General features: G+C 71.3%; 13 protein-coding genes. 8 read left to right on the top strand and 5 right to left on the bottom strand.

Annotation, left to right across the window (positions count from 1 at the left end; translation table 11 throughout):
• Positions 1-47: 47 nt before the first annotated feature.
• Positions 48-674, bottom strand: a complete 627-nt coding sequence (locus ACIP6U_RS29500; protein WP_401723798.1) for a TetR/AcrR family transcriptional regulator — start codon at positions 672-674, stop codon at positions 48-50.
• A 159-nt stretch (positions 675-833) separates the two neighbouring features.
• Between ACIP6U_RS29500 and ACIP6U_RS29495 the strand changes: the two genes are divergently transcribed.
• From ACIP6U_RS29495 to ACIP6U_RS29485, 3 genes are all read left to right on the top strand, one after another.
• On the top strand, positions 834-1,460 hold the full coding sequence (locus ACIP6U_RS29495; protein ID WP_401723796.1) for an alpha-ketoglutarate-dependent dioxygenase AlkB: 627 nt from the start codon (positions 834-836) through the stop codon (positions 1,458-1,460).
• Positions 1,461-1,632: 172 nt separating this feature from the next.
• Positions 1,633-2,379, top strand: coding sequence for an MBL fold metallo-hydrolase (locus tag ACIP6U_RS29490; protein WP_401723793.1), 747 nt, complete (start codon positions 1,633-1,635; stop codon positions 2,377-2,379).
• A 41-nt stretch (positions 2,380-2,420) separates the two neighbouring features.
• Positions 2,421-3,656, top strand: coding sequence for a DUF4032 domain-containing protein (locus ACIP6U_RS29485; RefSeq protein WP_401723791.1), 1,236 nt, complete (start codon positions 2,421-2,423; stop codon positions 3,654-3,656).
• 34 nt (positions 3,657-3,690) lie between these two features.
• Here the strand turns inward: ACIP6U_RS29485 and ACIP6U_RS29480 are convergent, their stop codons facing one another.
• Entirely contained in the window at positions 3,691-4,563 is an 873-nt protein-coding gene (locus ACIP6U_RS29480; RefSeq protein ID WP_401723788.1) for a universal stress protein, read from the bottom strand.
• 60 nt (positions 4,564-4,623) lie between these two features.
• Here ACIP6U_RS29480 and ACIP6U_RS29475 point away from each other — a divergent pair, with 60 nt between their 5' ends.
• The 5 genes from ACIP6U_RS29475 to ACIP6U_RS29455 all read left to right on the top strand — a co-directional run bounded on the left by ACIP6U_RS29475 (position 4,624) and on the right by ACIP6U_RS29455 (position 11,606).
• Positions 4,624-4,977 (top strand): VOC family protein, encoded by a 354-nt coding sequence (locus tag ACIP6U_RS29475; RefSeq protein ID WP_401723787.1) that lies wholly within the window; start codon positions 4,624-4,626, stop codon positions 4,975-4,977.
• A gap of 132 nt (positions 4,978-5,109) precedes the next feature.
• Entirely contained in the window at positions 5,110-6,786 is a 1,677-nt protein-coding gene (locus ACIP6U_RS29470; RefSeq protein WP_401723784.1) for an FAD-dependent oxidoreductase, read from the top strand.
• On the top strand, positions 6,783-8,240 hold the full coding sequence (locus ACIP6U_RS29465; protein ID WP_401723783.1) for an ATP-binding protein: 1,458 nt from the start codon (positions 6,783-6,785) through the stop codon (positions 8,238-8,240). Before ACIP6U_RS29470 ends, ACIP6U_RS29465 begins: the two co-directional genes overlap by 4 nt.
• Positions 8,237-8,587, top strand: a complete 351-nt coding sequence (locus ACIP6U_RS29460) for a UBP-type zinc finger domain-containing protein (protein WP_401723780.1) — start codon at positions 8,237-8,239, stop codon at positions 8,585-8,587. Before ACIP6U_RS29465 ends, ACIP6U_RS29460 begins: the two co-directional genes overlap by 4 nt.
• Before the next feature lie 73 nt (positions 8,588-8,660).
• Positions 8,661-11,606 (top strand): AAA family ATPase, encoded by a 2,946-nt coding sequence (locus tag ACIP6U_RS29455; RefSeq protein WP_401723778.1) that lies wholly within the window; start codon positions 8,661-8,663, stop codon positions 11,604-11,606.
• Here the strand turns inward: ACIP6U_RS29455 and ACIP6U_RS29450 are convergent.
• The 3 genes from ACIP6U_RS29450 to ACIP6U_RS29440 are packed head-to-tail and all read right to left on the bottom strand — an operon-like array spanning position 11,587 to position 17,035.
• Positions 11,587-12,816 (bottom strand): SGNH/GDSL hydrolase family protein, encoded by a 1,230-nt coding sequence (locus ACIP6U_RS29450; RefSeq protein ID WP_401723775.1) that lies wholly within the window; start codon positions 12,814-12,816, stop codon positions 11,587-11,589. The genes ACIP6U_RS29455 and ACIP6U_RS29450 overlap by 20 nt on opposite strands.
• Positions 12,813-15,191, bottom strand: coding sequence for a glycosyl hydrolase family 95 catalytic domain-containing protein (locus tag ACIP6U_RS29445; protein ID WP_401723772.1), 2,379 nt, complete (start codon positions 15,189-15,191; stop codon positions 12,813-12,815). The genes ACIP6U_RS29450 and ACIP6U_RS29445 overlap by 4 nt, the downstream gene beginning before the upstream one ends.
• Before the next feature lie 20 nt (positions 15,192-15,211).
• Positions 15,212-17,035 carry an alpha-galactosidase D gene (locus tag ACIP6U_RS29440; protein ID WP_401723769.1) on the bottom strand — a complete coding sequence of 608 codons (1,824 nt, stop codon included), beginning with the start codon at positions 17,033-17,035 and terminating at the stop codon, positions 15,212-15,214.
• Positions 17,036-17,044: the final 9 nt, after the last annotated feature.

The following is a 17,044-nucleotide window of genomic DNA, read 5'->3' as shown; positions in this document are numbered from 1 at the left end:
TGATGTGTAAGGCATTGATGTCTGCGGCGGTGCTGTCTACTGCGGATTCATACGGCGGTGTCGCCGCTGTCGGTCAGCAGCGCGGTGAGCAGTTGGCCGAGCCAGGCGCGCGCACGCTCGATGTCCTTGTCCAGCAGCAGTTGGGTGGTGACTCCGTCGTACGCGGCGACCACGGCGTGCGCGGCGCTGTCCAGATCGCCGAGCACGGCGGGCAGTCGGGCGTGGCCGCGGGCCCGGGCGAGCCGGTCGCGGATCGCGCCGCGCAGCCGCGCGCGGTGTTCCAGCAGGGTCCTCGCGACGTCTGGGTCGCGGGCGGCGTGCACGAGGAAGTCCGTCTTCACCAGCAGCCAGTCACGGTCGAGCAGCAGCACCTCGGTGACCCGGTCGACGGCGGCCGGCACGTCGAGGTCGGGCCCGTCGAGGGCGAGCGCCCCGGACACCTGGTCCGCGATGAGGTCGGCGCGCTCCTGGTAGAGCGCGAAGAACAGCTCGTCCAGGGTGGCGAAGTTCGAGTAGAAGGCGCCTCTGCTGTAGCCCGCGGCCTCGCAGACCTCCTCGATGGAGACGCGCCCGAACCCCTTGGCGGCGAAGACGGCGAACGCGGCGTCGAGGAGATTGGCGCGCGTGCGGATCCGGCGCCTGGTGACGCGCGGGGCCGTGTCCTCGGTTGTCATGTCCGGACCTCCGTTCGATACGCGAATGTATCCGATACACGAATGCATCGAAAGGCCCGGACGGCACCGGACCCGAATCGCGCCCCCGCATCGGAGGCGACCGAGAAGCGGACGGAAACACATGGGAACACATTTTCGATTAAGAGGTACGCTGGATCCATGACCACGCACCTCCAGGGCTCCCTCTTCGACCAGGCGGACCGGTTGCGGCTCGGCTCCCTCGACGGGATCCGTCGGACGCGGCTGGGTCTCGGCGCCTGGATCGACGTGCTGCCCGGCTGGCTGAGCGGATCGGACACGCTGTTCGAACAGCTGGCCGCCGAGGTGCCCTGGCGCGCGGAGCGCCGCACGATGTACGACCAGGTCGTCGACGTACCGAGACTGCTGGCGTTCTACGGACGGGACGACGCCCTCCCGCACCCGGTCCTTGACGAGGCACGCGACGCCCTGAGCGCGCACTACGCCGACGAGCTGCGGGAGCCGTTCACCACGGCCGGGCTGTGCCACTACCGCGACGGGCGGGACAGCGTGGCCTGGCACGGGGACCGGATCGGGCGGGGTGCGCGCGAGGACACCATGGTCGCGATCCTCTCCGTGGGCGCGCCCCGCGACCTCCTGCTGCGTCCGGTGCGCGGCGGCGAGTCGGTGCGCCGGCCGCTGGGGCACGGGGACCTGATCGTGATGGGCGGCTCCTGCCAGCGCACGTGGGAGCACTGCGTACCGAAGAGCACCCGGGCCGCGGGACCGCGCATCAGCGTGCAGTTCCGCCCGCACGGCGTGCGCTGAGGCGGAGAGGCGGCCGCTTCGGACGCACGGCCGGGGCTGCCTCCGGCGGACGGTGCCGGAGGCAGCTCGCGTCCCGCGCGCGGGATGGCGTGGACCCGACGGTTCCGCGACCGCTCCGGTCTGCTTTGCTGGTGGTGACCGGCAGAAACGGCTATCGGGACGCGGGGCGATCATGCGGGCGGACGTGCGACAAGTCGCGGAGGGCGTGCATCTCGTGCACGGCTCCAACACGAACTGGGTGATCCTCAGCGAGGGGGACCAGGTCACCCTCGTCGACACCGGCTACCCCGGGGACCGGGAGCAGCTGCTGGCCTCCCTCACGGCGGCGGGCGCCGCGCCGGAGGCGGTCACGGCGGTGCTGATCACGCACGCGCACAACGACCACATCGGGTCGGCCGAGTACCTGCGCGCGGCCTACGACATCCCGGTGTACCTGCACGAGGCCGAAGTCCCGCACGCCCGGCGGGAGTTCCTGCACCAGGTGGGCGTCGGACAGGTACTGAAGAACAGCTGGCGGCCCGGAGTCGTGCCATGGGCGCTGCACGCGATGCGGTCCGGCGGCACGGCCCATGTCCCCGTCGCCGAACCGGAACCGTTCCCCACCGCGGGCGCTCTGGACCTGCCGGGCCGGCCCGTGCCGGTTTACACGCCCGGCCACACCGACGGGCACGCGGCCTTCCACCTCCCGGAAGCCGGAGTAGTGATCTCCGGAGACGCCCTGGTCACCGGCCACCCCACCTCACGTATCCAGGGTCCGCAGCTGCTGCCCGACATGTTCCACCACGAGCGTGCCCGGGCCGTCGCCTCGCTGGACGTGCTGGCCGGCCTCGACGGTGACCTCCTGCTGCCCGGGCACGGTCCGGAGCACCGCGGACCGGTGGGCGAAACGGCACTTCAGGCCCGGGAGCGCGCGCTCTAAGGTGAGGTGACGATCACCCGCGAGGCAAGGACACACGCGCCATGGCACTGCAGATCAGCGCGACCAACCCGGAGCATCCCGCGCTCCTGCTGGCCCTGCCGTGGCAGCTGCCCCTGGAGCAGTGGCCCGACGAGTACCTGGTCCCGCTCCCCCGCGGCATCTCCCGCCACGTCGTGCGCTACGCGCGCGCAGGTGACGAGGTCGTCGCCGTCAAGGAGCTCGCCGAACGGCCCGCCCTGCGCGAGTACGAGCTGCTGCGCGACCTGGACCGGCTCGCCATCCCCGCCGTGGACCCGCTGGCCGTGGTCACCGGCCGCACCGACGGCGAGGGCGCCCCGCTGGAGTCGGTGCTGGTCACCCGTCACCTTCGCGGCTCCCAGCCGTACCGCTCGATGTTCGAGACGACCATGCGTCCGGCCACCATGCACCGCCTCATGGACGCCCTCGCGGTGCTGCTGGTGCGCCTACACCTCGCCGGGTTCGCCTGGGGCGACTGCTCGCTGTCCAACACGCTCTTCCGGCGCGACGCGGGCGCCTACGCCGCTTACCTCGTGGACGCCGAGACGGGCGACCTGCACACCCAACTGAGCTCCGGGCAGCGGGAGTACGACCTCGACCTCGCGCGCGTGAACATCAGCGGCGAGCTGCTCGACCTGGAGGCCTCCGGGGCACTGCACCCTTCGGTCGACCCGATCGAGTTCGGCATGGAGATCTGCGCCCGCTACCAGGGGCTGTGGGAGGAGCTGACCCGCACCTCCGTGTATCCGGCGGGCAAGTACCACTTCATAGAACGCCGAATACGCCGGCTCAACGAACTCGGTTTCGACGTGGCGGAAATGCAGATCAAGCACTCCTCGAACGGCGACACCGTCACCTTCGTGCCCAAGGTCGTCGACGCCGGTCACCACCAGCGTCAGCTGCTGCGGCTGACCGGCCTGGACACCGAGGAGAACCAGGCCCGCCGGCTGCTGAGCGACCTGGAGAGCTGGATGGCCTCCCAGGACGACTTCGACCCGGGCGACCCCCTCGCCGCGCGCCCCGAGGTCCTCGCCCACCGGTGGGTCCGGGACGTGTTCCGGCCCACCGTGCGGGAGGTTCCGCCGGAGCTGCGCGGCTCCATGGACGCGGCGGAGATCTACCACGAACTGCTCGAACACCGTTGGTACCTGTCCGAGCGGGCGCAGCACGACATAGGGCTGGACACGGCGGTCGAGGACTACATCAAGAACGTGCTGCCCAAGGCCCGCGAGACCCTGGTGCCGGTCACCCCTGAGTGACCGGGACCCTGGGTGCCGGTCGCCCCGGCCCGGCTCAGGCGTGCGGGACGACGGCCACCGGGCAGTCCGCGTGGTGCAGGACGCCGTGCGCCACCGATCCGATGCGCGCGCCGACGGCCGTACGGCGGGCACGGCGGCCCACCACCATCAACTGGGCCCGCGCCGCGACCGACAGCAGCACCTGCCCGGCGCTGCCCATCTCGATGTGCTCGACCACGGGCACGTCCGGGAACCGCTCCCGCCAGGGCTCCAGGGCCGCGGCGAGGGCCTTCTTCTCGTACGGCTCCAGGCCGCCGGCCTCGTCCAGGAGCTTCATCGAGCCGGGGCTGTAGGCGAACACCGGCGGCAGCGTCCAGGCCCGTACGGCGCGTACCGCGGCCCCGCGCGCGGCGGCGGTCTCGAACGCGAACCGCAGGGTCCCGGCGCTGTCCTCCGGGTCGCCCTGCTGGCCGACGACGATCTCGCGCCCCGCGGCCTCGCCGGGCGCCTCGTCCCCGGCCCGCACCAGAACCACCGGGCGGGTGGCCTCGGCGATCACCTGCTGGCCCACCGAACCGAGCAGGAAGCCGACGACCGGGCCGTGTCCGCGTGAGCCCAGCACCAGTAGCTCGGCCTCCGCCGCCACGGCGACCAGGGTGTCGACGGGGTCCCCCTCCAGGACGTCGGTGCTCACCTCCAGATCGGCGTGGCGCGAGGTGACGGTCCGCACGGCCTCGGCCAGCCCGTCCCGCACCCACCCGGCCTGCGTGTCCTGGTCCGCCGCGTCGATCGCCTCGTACGGCTGGAACCGCCAGGCCTGCACCACCCGCAACGGCAGCCCCCGGCGGACCGCCTCCCGGGCCGCCCAGGCCAGCGCCGCGAGGCTCTCCTCGGTTCCGTCGACGCCTGCGGTGATCGGGCGCGTCATGGGGATGCCTCCTGTGTCGTGGCCAAGTCGGTCGGGGCCAGTCTTCACTACGCTGGCCAGATGGCTCTGGAATGGGAACAAGTGATCGTGGACTCGGTCGACCCCGTGGCCCTGGGCCGCTGGTGGGCCGAGGCGCTGGGCTGGGTCGTGGTGGGCGAGGAGCCCGGCGAGTACGAGATCCGGCCCGAGAAGGACCGGCTGCCCGGACTGCTCTTCGGCACCGTGCCGGAGCGCAAGACGATCAAGAACCGGCTCCATCTGGACTTCCGCCCCGACGACCAGGACGCCGAGGTCGCCCGTCTCCTGGCGCTCGGTGCCCGGCACGCGGACGTCGGCCAGGGCGAGGAGTCGTGGGTGGTGCTGGCGGATCCGGAGGGCAACGAGTTCTGCGTGCTCTCCTCGCGCAGGGGCTGAGTACGTCCCGCCTGTCGGTATACCGGAGCGAAGCGGGACGATCGAACTTACGATGGGCGGGAGCCGGTGCGGTGACTGTTCCTACGACGGGGCTCGCCGTGCCGCAGATCCGACCACTCGGGGTGGAGACGTATGGCACAGGCGTCCGACGCAGCGCGGACCGTCATCATGACCGTGGACGACGACCCGGGGGTCTCCCGAGCCGTCGCCAGGGATCTGCGGCGGCGCTACGGCGAGTCGTACCGGATCGTGCGCGCGGAGTCCGGCGAGTCCGCGCTTGACGCCCTGCGCGAGCTGAAGCTGCGCGGGGATCTCGTGGCCGTGATCCTGGCCGACTACCGCATGCCGCAGATGAACGGCATCGAGTTCCTGGAACAGGCCCTGGACGTGTATCCGGGGGCGCGCCGGGTGCTGCTGACCGCGTACGCGGACACGAGCGCGGCGATCGACGCGATCAACGTCGTCGATCTCGACCACTACCTGCTCAAGCCGTGGGATCCGCCGGAGGAGAAGCTCTATCCGGTCCTGGACGACCTGCTGGAGTCGTGGCGGTGCAGTGACTTCCGGCCGGTGCCCAGCACCAAGGTGGTCGGCCACCGCTGGTCGGCTCGCTCCTCGGACGTGCGGGAGTTCCTGGCCCGCAACCAGGTGCCCTACCGCTGGTACTCCGCCGACGAGCCCGAGGGGCAGCGGCTGCTGAAGGCGGCCGGGCAGGACGGGCAGCGGCTGCCGCTGGTCATCACTCCGGACGGCACGCCCCTGATCGAGCCGGAGGCGCCCGAGCTGGCCGCGCAGGTGGGTCTGGCGACGACTCCGGCGGCGGACTTCTACGACCTCGTCGTCATCGGCGGCGGGCCCGCCGGGCTCGGCGCGGCGGTGTACGGGGCCTCGGAGGGGCTGCGGACCGTGCTGGTGGAGCGGTCGGCGACCGGCGGCCAGGCCGGGCAGAGCTCCCGGATCGAGAACTATCTGGGCTTCCCGGACGGCGTGTCGGGGGCGCAGCTCACCGACCGGGCCCGTCGGCAGGCGGGCAAGTTCGGCGCGGAGATCCTCACCGCGCGCGAGGTCTCGGGTCTGGAGGCCAACGGCGCCGCGCGGACGGTCCGGTTCTCGGACGGCTCGGCGGTCGCCGCGCACAGCGTGATCCTGGCGACCGGCGTGTCCTACCGGCAGTTGCAGGCTCCGGGCTGCCACGACCTGACCGGGTGCGGGGTGTTCTACGGCTCGGCGCTGACCGAGGCGGCCTCCTGCCAGGGCCACGACGTGTACATCGTCGGCGGCGCCAACTCGGCCGGGCAGGCGGCGATGTACCTGGCCAAGGGCGCCAAGTCGGTCACCCTGCTGGTGCGCGGGCAGGACCTGTCCGCGTCGATGTCGTACTACCTGATCCAGCAGATCAACGAGGCACCGAACATCTCGGTACGCGCGCGTACCGTCGTCGAGTCGGCGCACGGCACCGACCACCTGGAGCAGCTCACGCTGCGCGACGTCGACACCGGGCACACCGAACTCGTCGACGCGCAGTGGATGTTCGTGTTCATCGGCGCTGCCCCGCTGACCGACTGGCTGGACGGCACGGTGCTGCGCGACGAGCACGGGTTCATCCTGTCCGGCCCCGACCTCACCGCCGACGGCCGTCCGCCGGCCGACTGGGAGCTGGACCGGCCGCCGTACCACCTGGAGACCAATGTTCCCGGCGTGTTCGTGGCGGGCGACGCCCGCGCCGAGTCCGCCAAGCGTGTCGCGTCCGCCGTCGGAGAGGGAGCCATGGCAGTCATGCTCGTCCACCGGTATCTGGAGCAGTCGTGAGCGGCAAACTGGTGCCCTGCAGCCCGCAGGAGATAGGAACGCTGTTCCTGTTCGAGAAGCTCTCCCCCGAGCAGCTGGGTCGGCTGTGCAGCGAGGGGCGGGTGGAGCTGTTCGAGCCGGGGCCCGTGTACACCCAGGGCGATCCGGCCACCTGCTTCTACGTGATGGTCGAGGGCACGGTGGTGCTGTACAGCCGGGTCGGCGGCGACGACGTGGAGGTCAGCCGCACCTCGCAGCGCGGGGTGTACGCCGGCGCCATGCAGGCCTACCTCGGCGACCGGGTGCAGCACGTCTACCAGAACTCGATGCACGTCACGGAACCGACCCGGTTCTTCGTGCTGCCCGCGGAGACGTTCTCGAACATCATGCAGGAATGGTTCCCGATGGCGGTGCATCTGCTGGAGGGGCTGTTCTTCGGTTCGAAGAGCGCGCAGCGGGCCATCGGGCAGCGTGAACGGCTGCTGGCGCTGGGCTCGTTGTCGGCGGGGCTCACGCACGAGCTGAACAACCCCGCGGCGGCGGCCGTCCGCGCCACCGCGACCCTGCGGGAGCGGGTCGCGAAGATGCGGCACAAGCTCGGCGTCATCTCGGCGGGCCCGTATCCGCGCGAGGACCTGGCCGGACTCATCGAAGTGCAAGAGCGCACCGCCGAGTTGGTCGCCAAGGCGCCCACGCTCAGCCCGCTGGAGGCCTCGGACCGCGAGGACACCGTCAGCGACTGGCTGGACGACCACGGCATCCCGGACGGCTGGCGGCTCGCGCCGACCTTCGTGCAGGCCGGTCTGGACGTCGACTGGCTGGACCAGGTCGCCTCGGAGGTCGACGAGCAGATCCTGCCCGCGGCGATCGGCTGGCTCAACTACACGGTCGAGACCGAGCTGTTGATGGACGAGATCGAGGACTCCACGACCCGCGTCTCGAACCTGGTGAACGCTGCCAAGCAGTACTCGCAGCTCGACCGCGCCCCCTACCAGGACGCGGACGTGCACGAACTCCTGGACAGCACGCTGCTGATGCTGTCCGGCAAGATCGGCCCGCAGATCAAGGTCGTCAAGGACTACGACCGTTCGCTGCCGAAGATCCCGTCGTACCCGGCGGAGCTCAACCAGGTATGGACCAACCTGATCGACAACGCGGTCCAGGCCATCAACGGCGCGGGCGGGGAAGGCACGTTGACGGTGCGCACGGCGCTGGTGAACGACCGGGCGCTGGTGGAGTTCCGCGACACGGGACCCGGTGTGCCGCAGGAGATCAAGGGCCGTATCTTCGATCCGTTCTTCACCACCAAGCCGGTGGGCGAGGGCACGGGGCTCGGCCTGGACATCTCCTGGCGGATCGTCGTGAACAAGCACCACGGCACCCTTCAGGTCGAGTCCGAGCCCGGCGACACCCGCTTCCAGGTCTTCCTGCCGCTCACCGCGGCGGACGACGAGACGCCCGAGGAGCCCGCATGAGCAGCGACAACAGAATCGACCCCAGCGTCCCGCCGAGCGGCAACGGCTGTGTCGAGTGCGACGCGGCCGGCGGCTGGTGGTTCCATCTGCGGCGCTGCGCGCAGTGCGGCCACATCGGCTGCTGCGACGACTCCCCCGCCAAGCACGCCACCGCGCACTACCGGGAGACCGGCCATCCGGTGATCCGCAGCTTCGAGCCGGGCGAGGTCTGGTTCTGGGACTTCGAGAGTTCCGAACTGTACGAGTCCGGGCCCGAACTGGCGCCCCCGGTCAGCCATCCGATCGACCAGCCGACGCCGGGTCCGGCGGGCCGGGTGCCGGAGAACTGGGCGCAGACGCTGCGTTGACCCAACGGGCCCCGCACCCTCGTCGTCCCTGCTCACCGGCCGCGTTGTCAGTGGCGCGTGCCAGGATGGACCCGTGCCGCAGACCGTATTCACCACACCGCTGATCGGCCGGGACGACGAGGTCGCCCGACTCGCCGGCGTACTCGAGCGAGCCCGCGATGGCCAGGCCCAGGCCGTGCTGCTCGCCGGGGACGCCGGTGTGGGCAAGACCCGTGTGCTGGACGAGCTCGCCGTACGGGCCGCCGGGGCCGGGATGACGGTACTGACCGGGCACTGTGTCGATCTCGGTGACGTGGGTCTGCCCTATCTGCCGTTCACCGAGGTGCTCGGGGTGCTCGCGGCCGACGAGCGGTTCGCGGGCGTCCTGACCGCGCATCCGGTGGTCGACCGGCTGCTGGGCGCGGGGACGGACGCGGCGCGCGACGTGGGAAGCCGGCTCCAGCTCTTCGAGGGCATGGCGGGGCTGCTCGCCGACCTCTCGGACGTCGCTCCGCTGCTGCTGGTCCTGGAGGACCTGCACTGGGCCGACCAGTCCTCCCGTGACCTGCTGCGGTTCCTGCTCAGCCGCGGGATCCTGCAACGCTCGGCGGGCGGTACGCCCACGCACCGGCTCGCGGTGTTCGCTTCGTACCGCGCGGACGACCTGCACCGCCGTCACCCCCTGCGCCCGCTCCTGGCCGAGTTGGTGCGGCTGCCCGCGGTCGAGCGCCTCGAACTGCGGCCCATGGCCGACGCCGAGGTGGCTCGGCTGGTGCACGCGCTGGAGGACCGCCCGCTGCCGGAGGCCACGGTCCGCGGGATCGTCGAGCGTGCCGAGGGCAACGCCTTCTACGCGGAGGAGCTGGTCGCGGCCACGGACACGGCGGCGGACGGAGTGCCCAGCGGCCTGGCCGACGTCCTCCTCATCCGCTTCGAGCAGCTCTCCGACACCGCCCAGCAGGTGCTGCGCACCGCCGCCGTCGCCGGTCGGCGCGTCGAGCACGACCTGCTGCGCGACGCGGTCGGGCTCCCGGAGGACGAGCTGGAGTCGGCGCTGCGCGAGGCGATCGGCCGTCAGCTCCTGGTCTCCGGCGCCGAGGACACGTACGCCTTCCGGCACGCGCTCGCCCGGGAGGCGGTCTACGCCGATCTGCTGCCGGGCGAACGGTCGCGGCTGCACGGCGCGTTCGCCCGGCTGCTGGCCGGCCGGGGCCACCCCGCCGAGAGCGCGGCGGAGCGCGCCCATCACTACCGCGAGAGCCACGACCTGGCGGAGGCGCTGGCCGCCTCGCTGGAGGCCGCCGACCACGCCCAGCGGGTGGGCGCGCCCGCGGAGGTGCTACGGCATCTCGAAACCGCCCTCGACCTGTGGGCGGTGGTGGATCCCACGGCCCGACCCGCGGGCGACGGCGTCGACCGGGTCACGCTCACGCTGCGGGCCTCGGCGGCGGCCGCGCACGCCGGGCAGGCGCACCGCGCGGTGTCCCTCACCCGGTCCGCGCTCGCGGGCATCGGCCAGGACGCGGAAGCCGAACTCGCCGCCCGGGTGCGGTACACGCTGGCCGGCAACCTGCTGGGCGTCGACAGCCTGACGGCCGCGTTCGGCTACAGCAGCGAGGCGCTCGCCATGATCCCCGCCGATCCGCCGACCCGGACCTGGGTGTGGGCGGCGGCCACGCATGTGATGACGGCCCGGCAGGTCGGGGAGAACGAGACGGCGCTGAAGGTAGCCCGCCAAGCCCTCAGCGTGGCCGAGGAGTTGCAGGTGCCGGACGCGCAGGCCGACCTCCTCGTCTCGCTGGCCGTCCTGGAGGGCGGTGGCCGGCGTACCCCGGAGGGCCGGAAGCGGCTCAAGGAGGCCCGCGAGCTGGCGCGGCGCGCGGGGAACATGCCGGTGGAGATGCGCGCCCTGTTCAATCTCGCCGTGGGCTCCTTCGAGTCCGGTGATCTGGAGGGCTCGCTGCCCTGGGTGACCGAGGGCCTGGACCGGGCCCGGCGGGCGGGGTTGCTGTCGTCGCCGTATCCGCTGGAGATGCGGTATCTGCATCTGCTCGTGCTGTACACGCTGGGGCACTGGGACGAGTGCGCCCGGGCCGCGAAGGCGGACGCCGAAGTGCTGCCGATGGCCGGCGGGTACGCGGGCGGACCCGCGCTGTACGTGGCGCTGGCCCGAGGTGACCTGAGTGCCGCCGATCGTGCCCAGGCGCTATTGGAGGGGCACTTCGACTGGATGGCCACGCTGGTCGCGGGCGTCGCGCTGACCGAGGCCGCCGTGCTGCGCGGCGACGCGGAGGGGGCCGTGGAGCGGATGCGGGTGACGGTCGCCGCGCTCAGCGACGGCGCGGGCAACCTGCCCGACGCCACGGTCCGGTTCGCCACCCTCGCACTGACCGCGGTCGCCGACGCGGCGGTGGAGCTGCGGTCCTCCGGTGACACCTCGCAGCGGTGGAAGGAGACCGCGGACGAACTGGTCGAGCTGGCCCGCACGATGGCCCTGCGCAGCGAGGACGGCTCCCCGCAGGGTCCCGAGGGCCTGGCGTGGCTGGCCCGTGCCGAGGCGGAGTGGACGCGGGCGGTGTCCGGACCGGACGCGGACGCGTGGGAGAAGGCGGTCACCGCGTTCGACTTCGGTGACGTGTACGAACGGGCGCGCTGTCAGGCGCGGTTCGCCGAGGCGCTACTCGCGGCCGACCGACGGGACGAGGCGGCCGTGCAGGCCCGCGAGGCGAGAGAGGTGGCCGAACGGCTGGGCGCGCGGCCCCTGTTGGAGCGGATCGACGCCCTGGTCCGGCGCGGCCGGCTCGGGGAGACCCCGGCCGACCGCGGCCGCACCTCACCGCTGACCGCCCGCGAGCAGGACGTCCTGCGGCTCCTCGCCCGCGGCCGCAGCAACCGCCAGATCGGCGAGGAGTTGTTCATCACCGGCAAGACCGCCAGCGTGCACGTGTCCAACATCCTCGCCAAACTGAGCGCCGCGAGCCGCACCGAGGCAGTGGCGATCGCCTATCGCGAAGGCCTCATCAACAGCCCAGCGCCTTGAGGTCGACCGCGTCGGCCATCGCCGCCATCCCCTTGTCGTTGGGGTGGATGTGGTCGCCGCCGTCGAGGAACGGCAGCATCCGCTCCTGGTCGTAGGGACTGCGCAGGATGTGGTCGAAGTCGACGTAACTGTCGAAGTCGGAGTTGTCGCGGATGTAGGCGTTGACCTCCTGACGGACCGCCTCCGCGGCCTGGTCCCATTCCGGCCAGCCCTTGAAGGGGGCGACCGTCGCGCCGACGACGCACTTCCCGGCGGCGTGCGCCCGCCGTGCGATCTCCTGGTAGCCGGCGATCATGTCCTGGGCAGTGACGCCCGAGTGGGCCTTGATGTCGTTGACGCCCTCGAAGAGGAACACCGTGCGGACGCCCGGCTGGGACAGGACATCGCGCTCCAGCCGGTTCAGGGCGCTCTGCCCGGCGCCGTCCGCGAGCACCTTGTTGCCGGAGATGCCCTCGTTGGCGACACCTTGGATGTCGCTGCCCGCCTTCTGCAGGCGCCTGGCCAGGTAGTCCGGCCACCGGCGGTTGAGGTCGGTGGTGGACTGCCAGCCGTCGGTGATGGAGTCGCCGAGCGTGACGACGGCCGAGGTTCCCTTGGACGGTCGCACGGAGACGGAGTCGAGGTAGTACCAGGAGCCCGTCGTCACCGTCCAGTTGGCGGCGCCCAACTCCGCTGTGTGGTCGCCGGTGGTGACGTAGGAGTTCTGCATGGCCATCCCGTGCCCGGTCGCGGGCCCTGCCGCGTCCGGGCTGTGGATGCTGACGACGAGGTTCGTCGCGGCGGGGAGCCGGCCGGACAGCGGGTCGCTGAGGACGACGGCCCCGGCCGGGACCGTCACCGAGCGCGCGCCCTCGAAGGTCACCGGCCGGTTGCTGCCGGCGACCAGTTCGGCGCCGGTCTTCTGGGTGCCGGCGTAGACGCTGTCGAAGGTGAGCGGCCGGTCCCCGAAGGCGTTGGAGAGCCGGATCCGCGCGCCGTTGCCCCCGACGCTGGTGTGCACGACGAGCCGGTAGGCCCGGTCGGCGACACCGTCGCCCAGCCGGTCGGCGCTGGCGCCCCAGGTGACGACGTCCCGCCGGTCGGCCGGAGCGCCCACGGCGGAGAACGCGGGCTGGTCGGCGGACGCCTGCTGCACCGGCACCGCCTGGACGGCGCCGGCCAGCAGCAGGAGCGCGGCGAGCCGGCCGGCTCTCGCGGTGCGGGCGATCACCGCGCGAAGTCCTTCAGTGTCACGGATCCTCCCGGCTTGACGGTCACCGTGCGGGTCTTGCCGCCGTAGGCGACGGTCGTCGTGCGGCCGCCGACACTGCGGATCTTCGCCTCGGTGGGCTTGCCGTTCTTCCAGCGCAGGTCCACGACGAAACCGCCGCGGGCGCCGGCTCCGGTGATCGAGCCGGACTCGGCCCACGCGTCCGGCAGGGCCGGCAGCAGCTCCAGATGGCCCGGCCGGGAGTACAGGAGCATCTCGGTCACGGCGGACGGGGTGCCGAAGTTGGCCTCGATCTGGAAGATGCCGCGGCCCTGTTCCACCTCGTAGATGTCGAAGAGGTTGAACGCGGTTCCGTTGGTGCCGTTCTCCGACGGGCGGAGGTTGTTGACGACCAGCTGGTAGGCCTTGTCGGCGTTCTTCAGGCGTGCCCAGCACAGGCTGCGCCAGGCGTTGGCCCAGCCGAAGCTGTTCATGCCGCGCGCGGTGAGCAGGGCGGTGGCGCCGTCGACGATGTCCTTGGGGGTGGAGCCGTCGGGGCGGATGCGGTCGCCGGGGAAGAGACCGACGAGCGGGGAGAGGTGGCGGTGGGTGGTCTCACCGAGGTTGTCCGGGGACATCCACTCCTCCAGCCAGCCCGTCTTCGGGCTCACCACGGGCAGGTACAGCTTCCTGCGCAGGGCCGAGATCTTACCCGCGTAACCGCTGTCTCGCTTCAACTCCGCCGACGCGGCGGCGTAGTTGCCGAACAGCGCCCACACCAGTTCCTGGGCGTAGGTGATCCCCTTGGCGTCGAGCGGACCCTGCTCGGGGGACCAGTCGCTGTCGGCGATCAGCACCTCCTTCGAGCTGCCGGGCAGGGTCGTGGTCAGCAGCCGCGCCTCCCAGAACTCGCAGGCGCCCTTGAGGAGCGGGTAGATCTTCTCCAGGTGGGAGCGCGAGCCGGTGAACTCGTAGTGCTCGTAGAGGGTGGTGCACAGCCAGGCGTTGCCCGCCGGGTGCCACCACCAACCGCCTCCGCCGTAGGGGTTGGTAGAGATGGCCACGGTCCAACCGGCGTTCTTGCCACTGGAGTTGCGGTAGCGGTTGCGCGGGTCGTTGAAGAGCCGGCGGGTCAGGTCGGTCCAGTCGGGCAGCTGGGCGACGCAGTAGTCGGTGAACGCGTCGAAGCACGAGGACAGGCCCGCGCGGTCGGCCATCCAGTAGTTCATCTGGATGTTGATGTCGGTGTGGTAGTCGCCCATCCAGTCCGGGTCGTTGCCGTCCAGCCACAGGCCCTGGAGGCCCATCGGCAGACTGCCGCGCGAACCGGCGACCATGAGGTAGCGGCCGAACTGCACGTAGGCGGCTTCGAGTTCGGGGTCGGGCTCGTCGCTCGTGAAGCGCTGCTGGATCCGCTCCCAGGTGTCGAGCGCGCGCTGGTCGGCGGTCGAGGTGCCGAGCGAGATGGCGAACTTCCCGAACACCGCGCGGTAGTCGGCGACATGGGTGCGCAGCAGGGTGTCGGCCGAGTGCTTGGCGGCGGCGTTGACCTTGGTGCGGGCGAGCTTCTGCGGGTCGACCTTGGGGTCGCGGTAGCCGTGCGCGGAGTCCGGCGCGTAGTTGCTGCCGCCGCTGACCACGACGGTCAGGTCCTTGCACCCGGAGAACTCGACGTGGGACCCGGTCACGGTGACCCGGCCGCCGCTGCCGTAGGCGGTGACGGCGGCGCCGTACTTCAGGCCGTTGGCGAACTTGCCGCCGAAGGAGGTCGCCGCGGCCTCGCCGTGCGTCCCCTCCAGCGTGACCGTGCCGGTGTAGCGACCGCCGCCGTTCTGGCTGAAGTGGAGGACGATCGCGTCGTCCGGACGGCTGGAGAAGATCTCCCGCTGGTACGTCACGCCCGAGCGGACGTAGGAGGCGCCCACCACGCCCCGGTCGAGGTCGAGGGTGCGGCGGTAGCCGGAGACGGCGTCCAGGTCGTGGTCGGGGATGTCGACGGTGAGCCGGGCGAGCAGGGTCAGGGACCCGAAGTCCGCACGGCCGTAAGGGAACTGGCCGTCGGAGTCGAGCGTGTCGTTCAGGCCGCCGGTCCACATCGTGGCGTCGGTGACGAGAAGGAGTTCACGGCCCGGGTCGTTGCTCGCGAGGGCGCCGAGGCGGCCGTTGCCGACCGGCAGACCCTGCTCGATCATCGAGGTGTCGCCGGCGGGGGCCTGCCACCACAGCGTGTTGAGCGAACCGCTCGCGCCGTAGGCCGAGTTGTCGTCGGCCGAGGCCTCGGGCCGCTGCGGCGCGGCCGAGGCGGTGAAGGTGGGGAGGGCGGCCAGGGCGCCGGTCGCGGCGGCGATGGCGAGCAGGTCGCGTCTGGGCAGCAGGTGGGAGGGTTCGGGGTTCATTGCGGCTCCTGGTGGCTCGGTCAGGACGACTTGGGGACGTCGATGCGGTCGATGTCCGGCGCGTAGCTGTCGCCGCTGTCGAAGACGATCGTGTTGGAGCCGGCCTTGAGGGTCACCGGCACGTAGACCGTCCCGACGGTTCCCCAGTCACCGGTCGACGGGAACTTGTGGCTGACGGCACCGCCGGCGTTGGCGGAGACCTTGACCGAGCGGGCGTCACCGCTGACGTAGGCGACCTTCACCTGGTAGGTGCCGGCCTTGGCGACGACGACGTTGTTGACCGTGAGCTTGCCGCCGACGTAGAGGTTGCCGACCTTCTTGCCACCGGAGCAGGCGGAGCAGTCGGCGACGACGGCGTTGCCGGACAGGGTGTTCGCGGCGGCCTCGGCCTCGTAGCCGGTGTAGGCGAGCGTGCTGCCGTTCGGGGTGACGGTGAACAGGCGGGAGCCGTGGGCGGGCAGGGCCTGGGTGACCTTGTCCTTGTAGCTGCCGAGGTTCTCGTGGTTCCACAGGTCACGGACGGCGGCCTTGCCGGTGAAGCCGAGGGAGGCCCAGTTCGCGGAGACGGACGCGGGCTTGTCGGCGAGGTTGAACAGCGCGACGGTGTAGCTGCCGTCGGCGTTCTTCGCGGCCCACACCTGCTGCGGGTCGGACGGGGTGATCGGGCGGGCCGGCGGGGTGCTGCCCTGGTTGAGGGCGATGACTTCCTTGTTGGTCAGCAGGGACAGACCGTAGGAGTCGAGCTTGGTGAGGTCGTCGCCGGTGTAGATCGGGGACTTGGCGATGGTCCACAGGGTGGCGTAGCTCTGTCGCTCGGCCTTGGTCAGGCCGTCCATCTCGCCGTTGCCGACGTCCAGGGCGTCGAGGTCGTTCCAGCCGCCGGGGCCCGCCTTGTCGGTCCAGCCGGGAGCGTCGTCCCAGCGGTCGTCGACGGAGTTCTCCCAGGTGACGAGGGTGTTGCAGTAGCACTCGACGTCCGTGTCGATGCGCCAGCCCTGGGAGTTCTTCTTCCAGTCGGCGGCGTGCCCGATGTCCAGGGACCAGGACAGTTCGAGGTGGATGGGGCGGCCGGTGTCGGCGATCGCCTTGTTCCAGGCGGCCACGTCGGCGACGTTGTTGTACTGGTCACCGCTCTTGCCGGAGCCGGGGCCGACGCCGTCGAGCTTGAGGAAGTCGTAGCCCCAGCCGGCGATCAACTGCGCCTGGGAGTCTATGTACTTCTGGGCGCAGGGCTTGGAGAAGTCGATCTTGTACGCGCTGTCCCAGCCGTTGGTGGTGCGCAGGTCGCTGTAGACGATGTCGCCGGTGGTGCAGCCGTCGGCGTTCCAGATCGGCGTCTTTCCGTCGCCGTAGGCGCCCTTCTCCAGGCCGGCGGGCAGGTAGATGCCGGCCTTGAGGCCCTTGGAGTGGATGCGGTCGGCGACGGCCTTCATGCCGCTGGGGAAGCGGACCGGGTCGGCCTTCTGGCGTCCGTACTGGTCGTATCCGGACTTCCAGGTCTTGTCCATCCACCAGCCGGCGTCGATGTTGATGTACTCGTAGCCGAACTTCTTCAGCTTGCTCGCCATGGCGTCGGTCTGCTTGGTGACGTTCGCCTCGGTGAGGTAGCTGTAGTCGCCGTCCGGGTTGAGACCCGGGTACTTCGACGACTGCATGCTCCAACTCGTCCAGCCCATGTAGGGCTTGGCGGCGAGAGACGTCGCGGTGGTCGCGGCCGGAGCCGCGGGCGCGGTGGTCTCGGCACTGACCGAGGGCGCGGCGGAGACGGCTCCTGCGGCCACGGCCAGGACCACCGCGGCTCTCAGGACGCGTGCGGGCAGGAAGGAGTACGAGGATGACCGCATGGGTCGTAC

Source organism: Streptomyces sp. NPDC088794 (assembly GCF_044750545.1).
In the GTDB taxonomy this organism is placed as follows: Bacteria; Actinomycetota; Actinomycetes; order Streptomycetales; family Streptomycetaceae; genus Streptomyces.
This window is presented reverse-complemented; position numbering and strand designations above follow the sequence as displayed.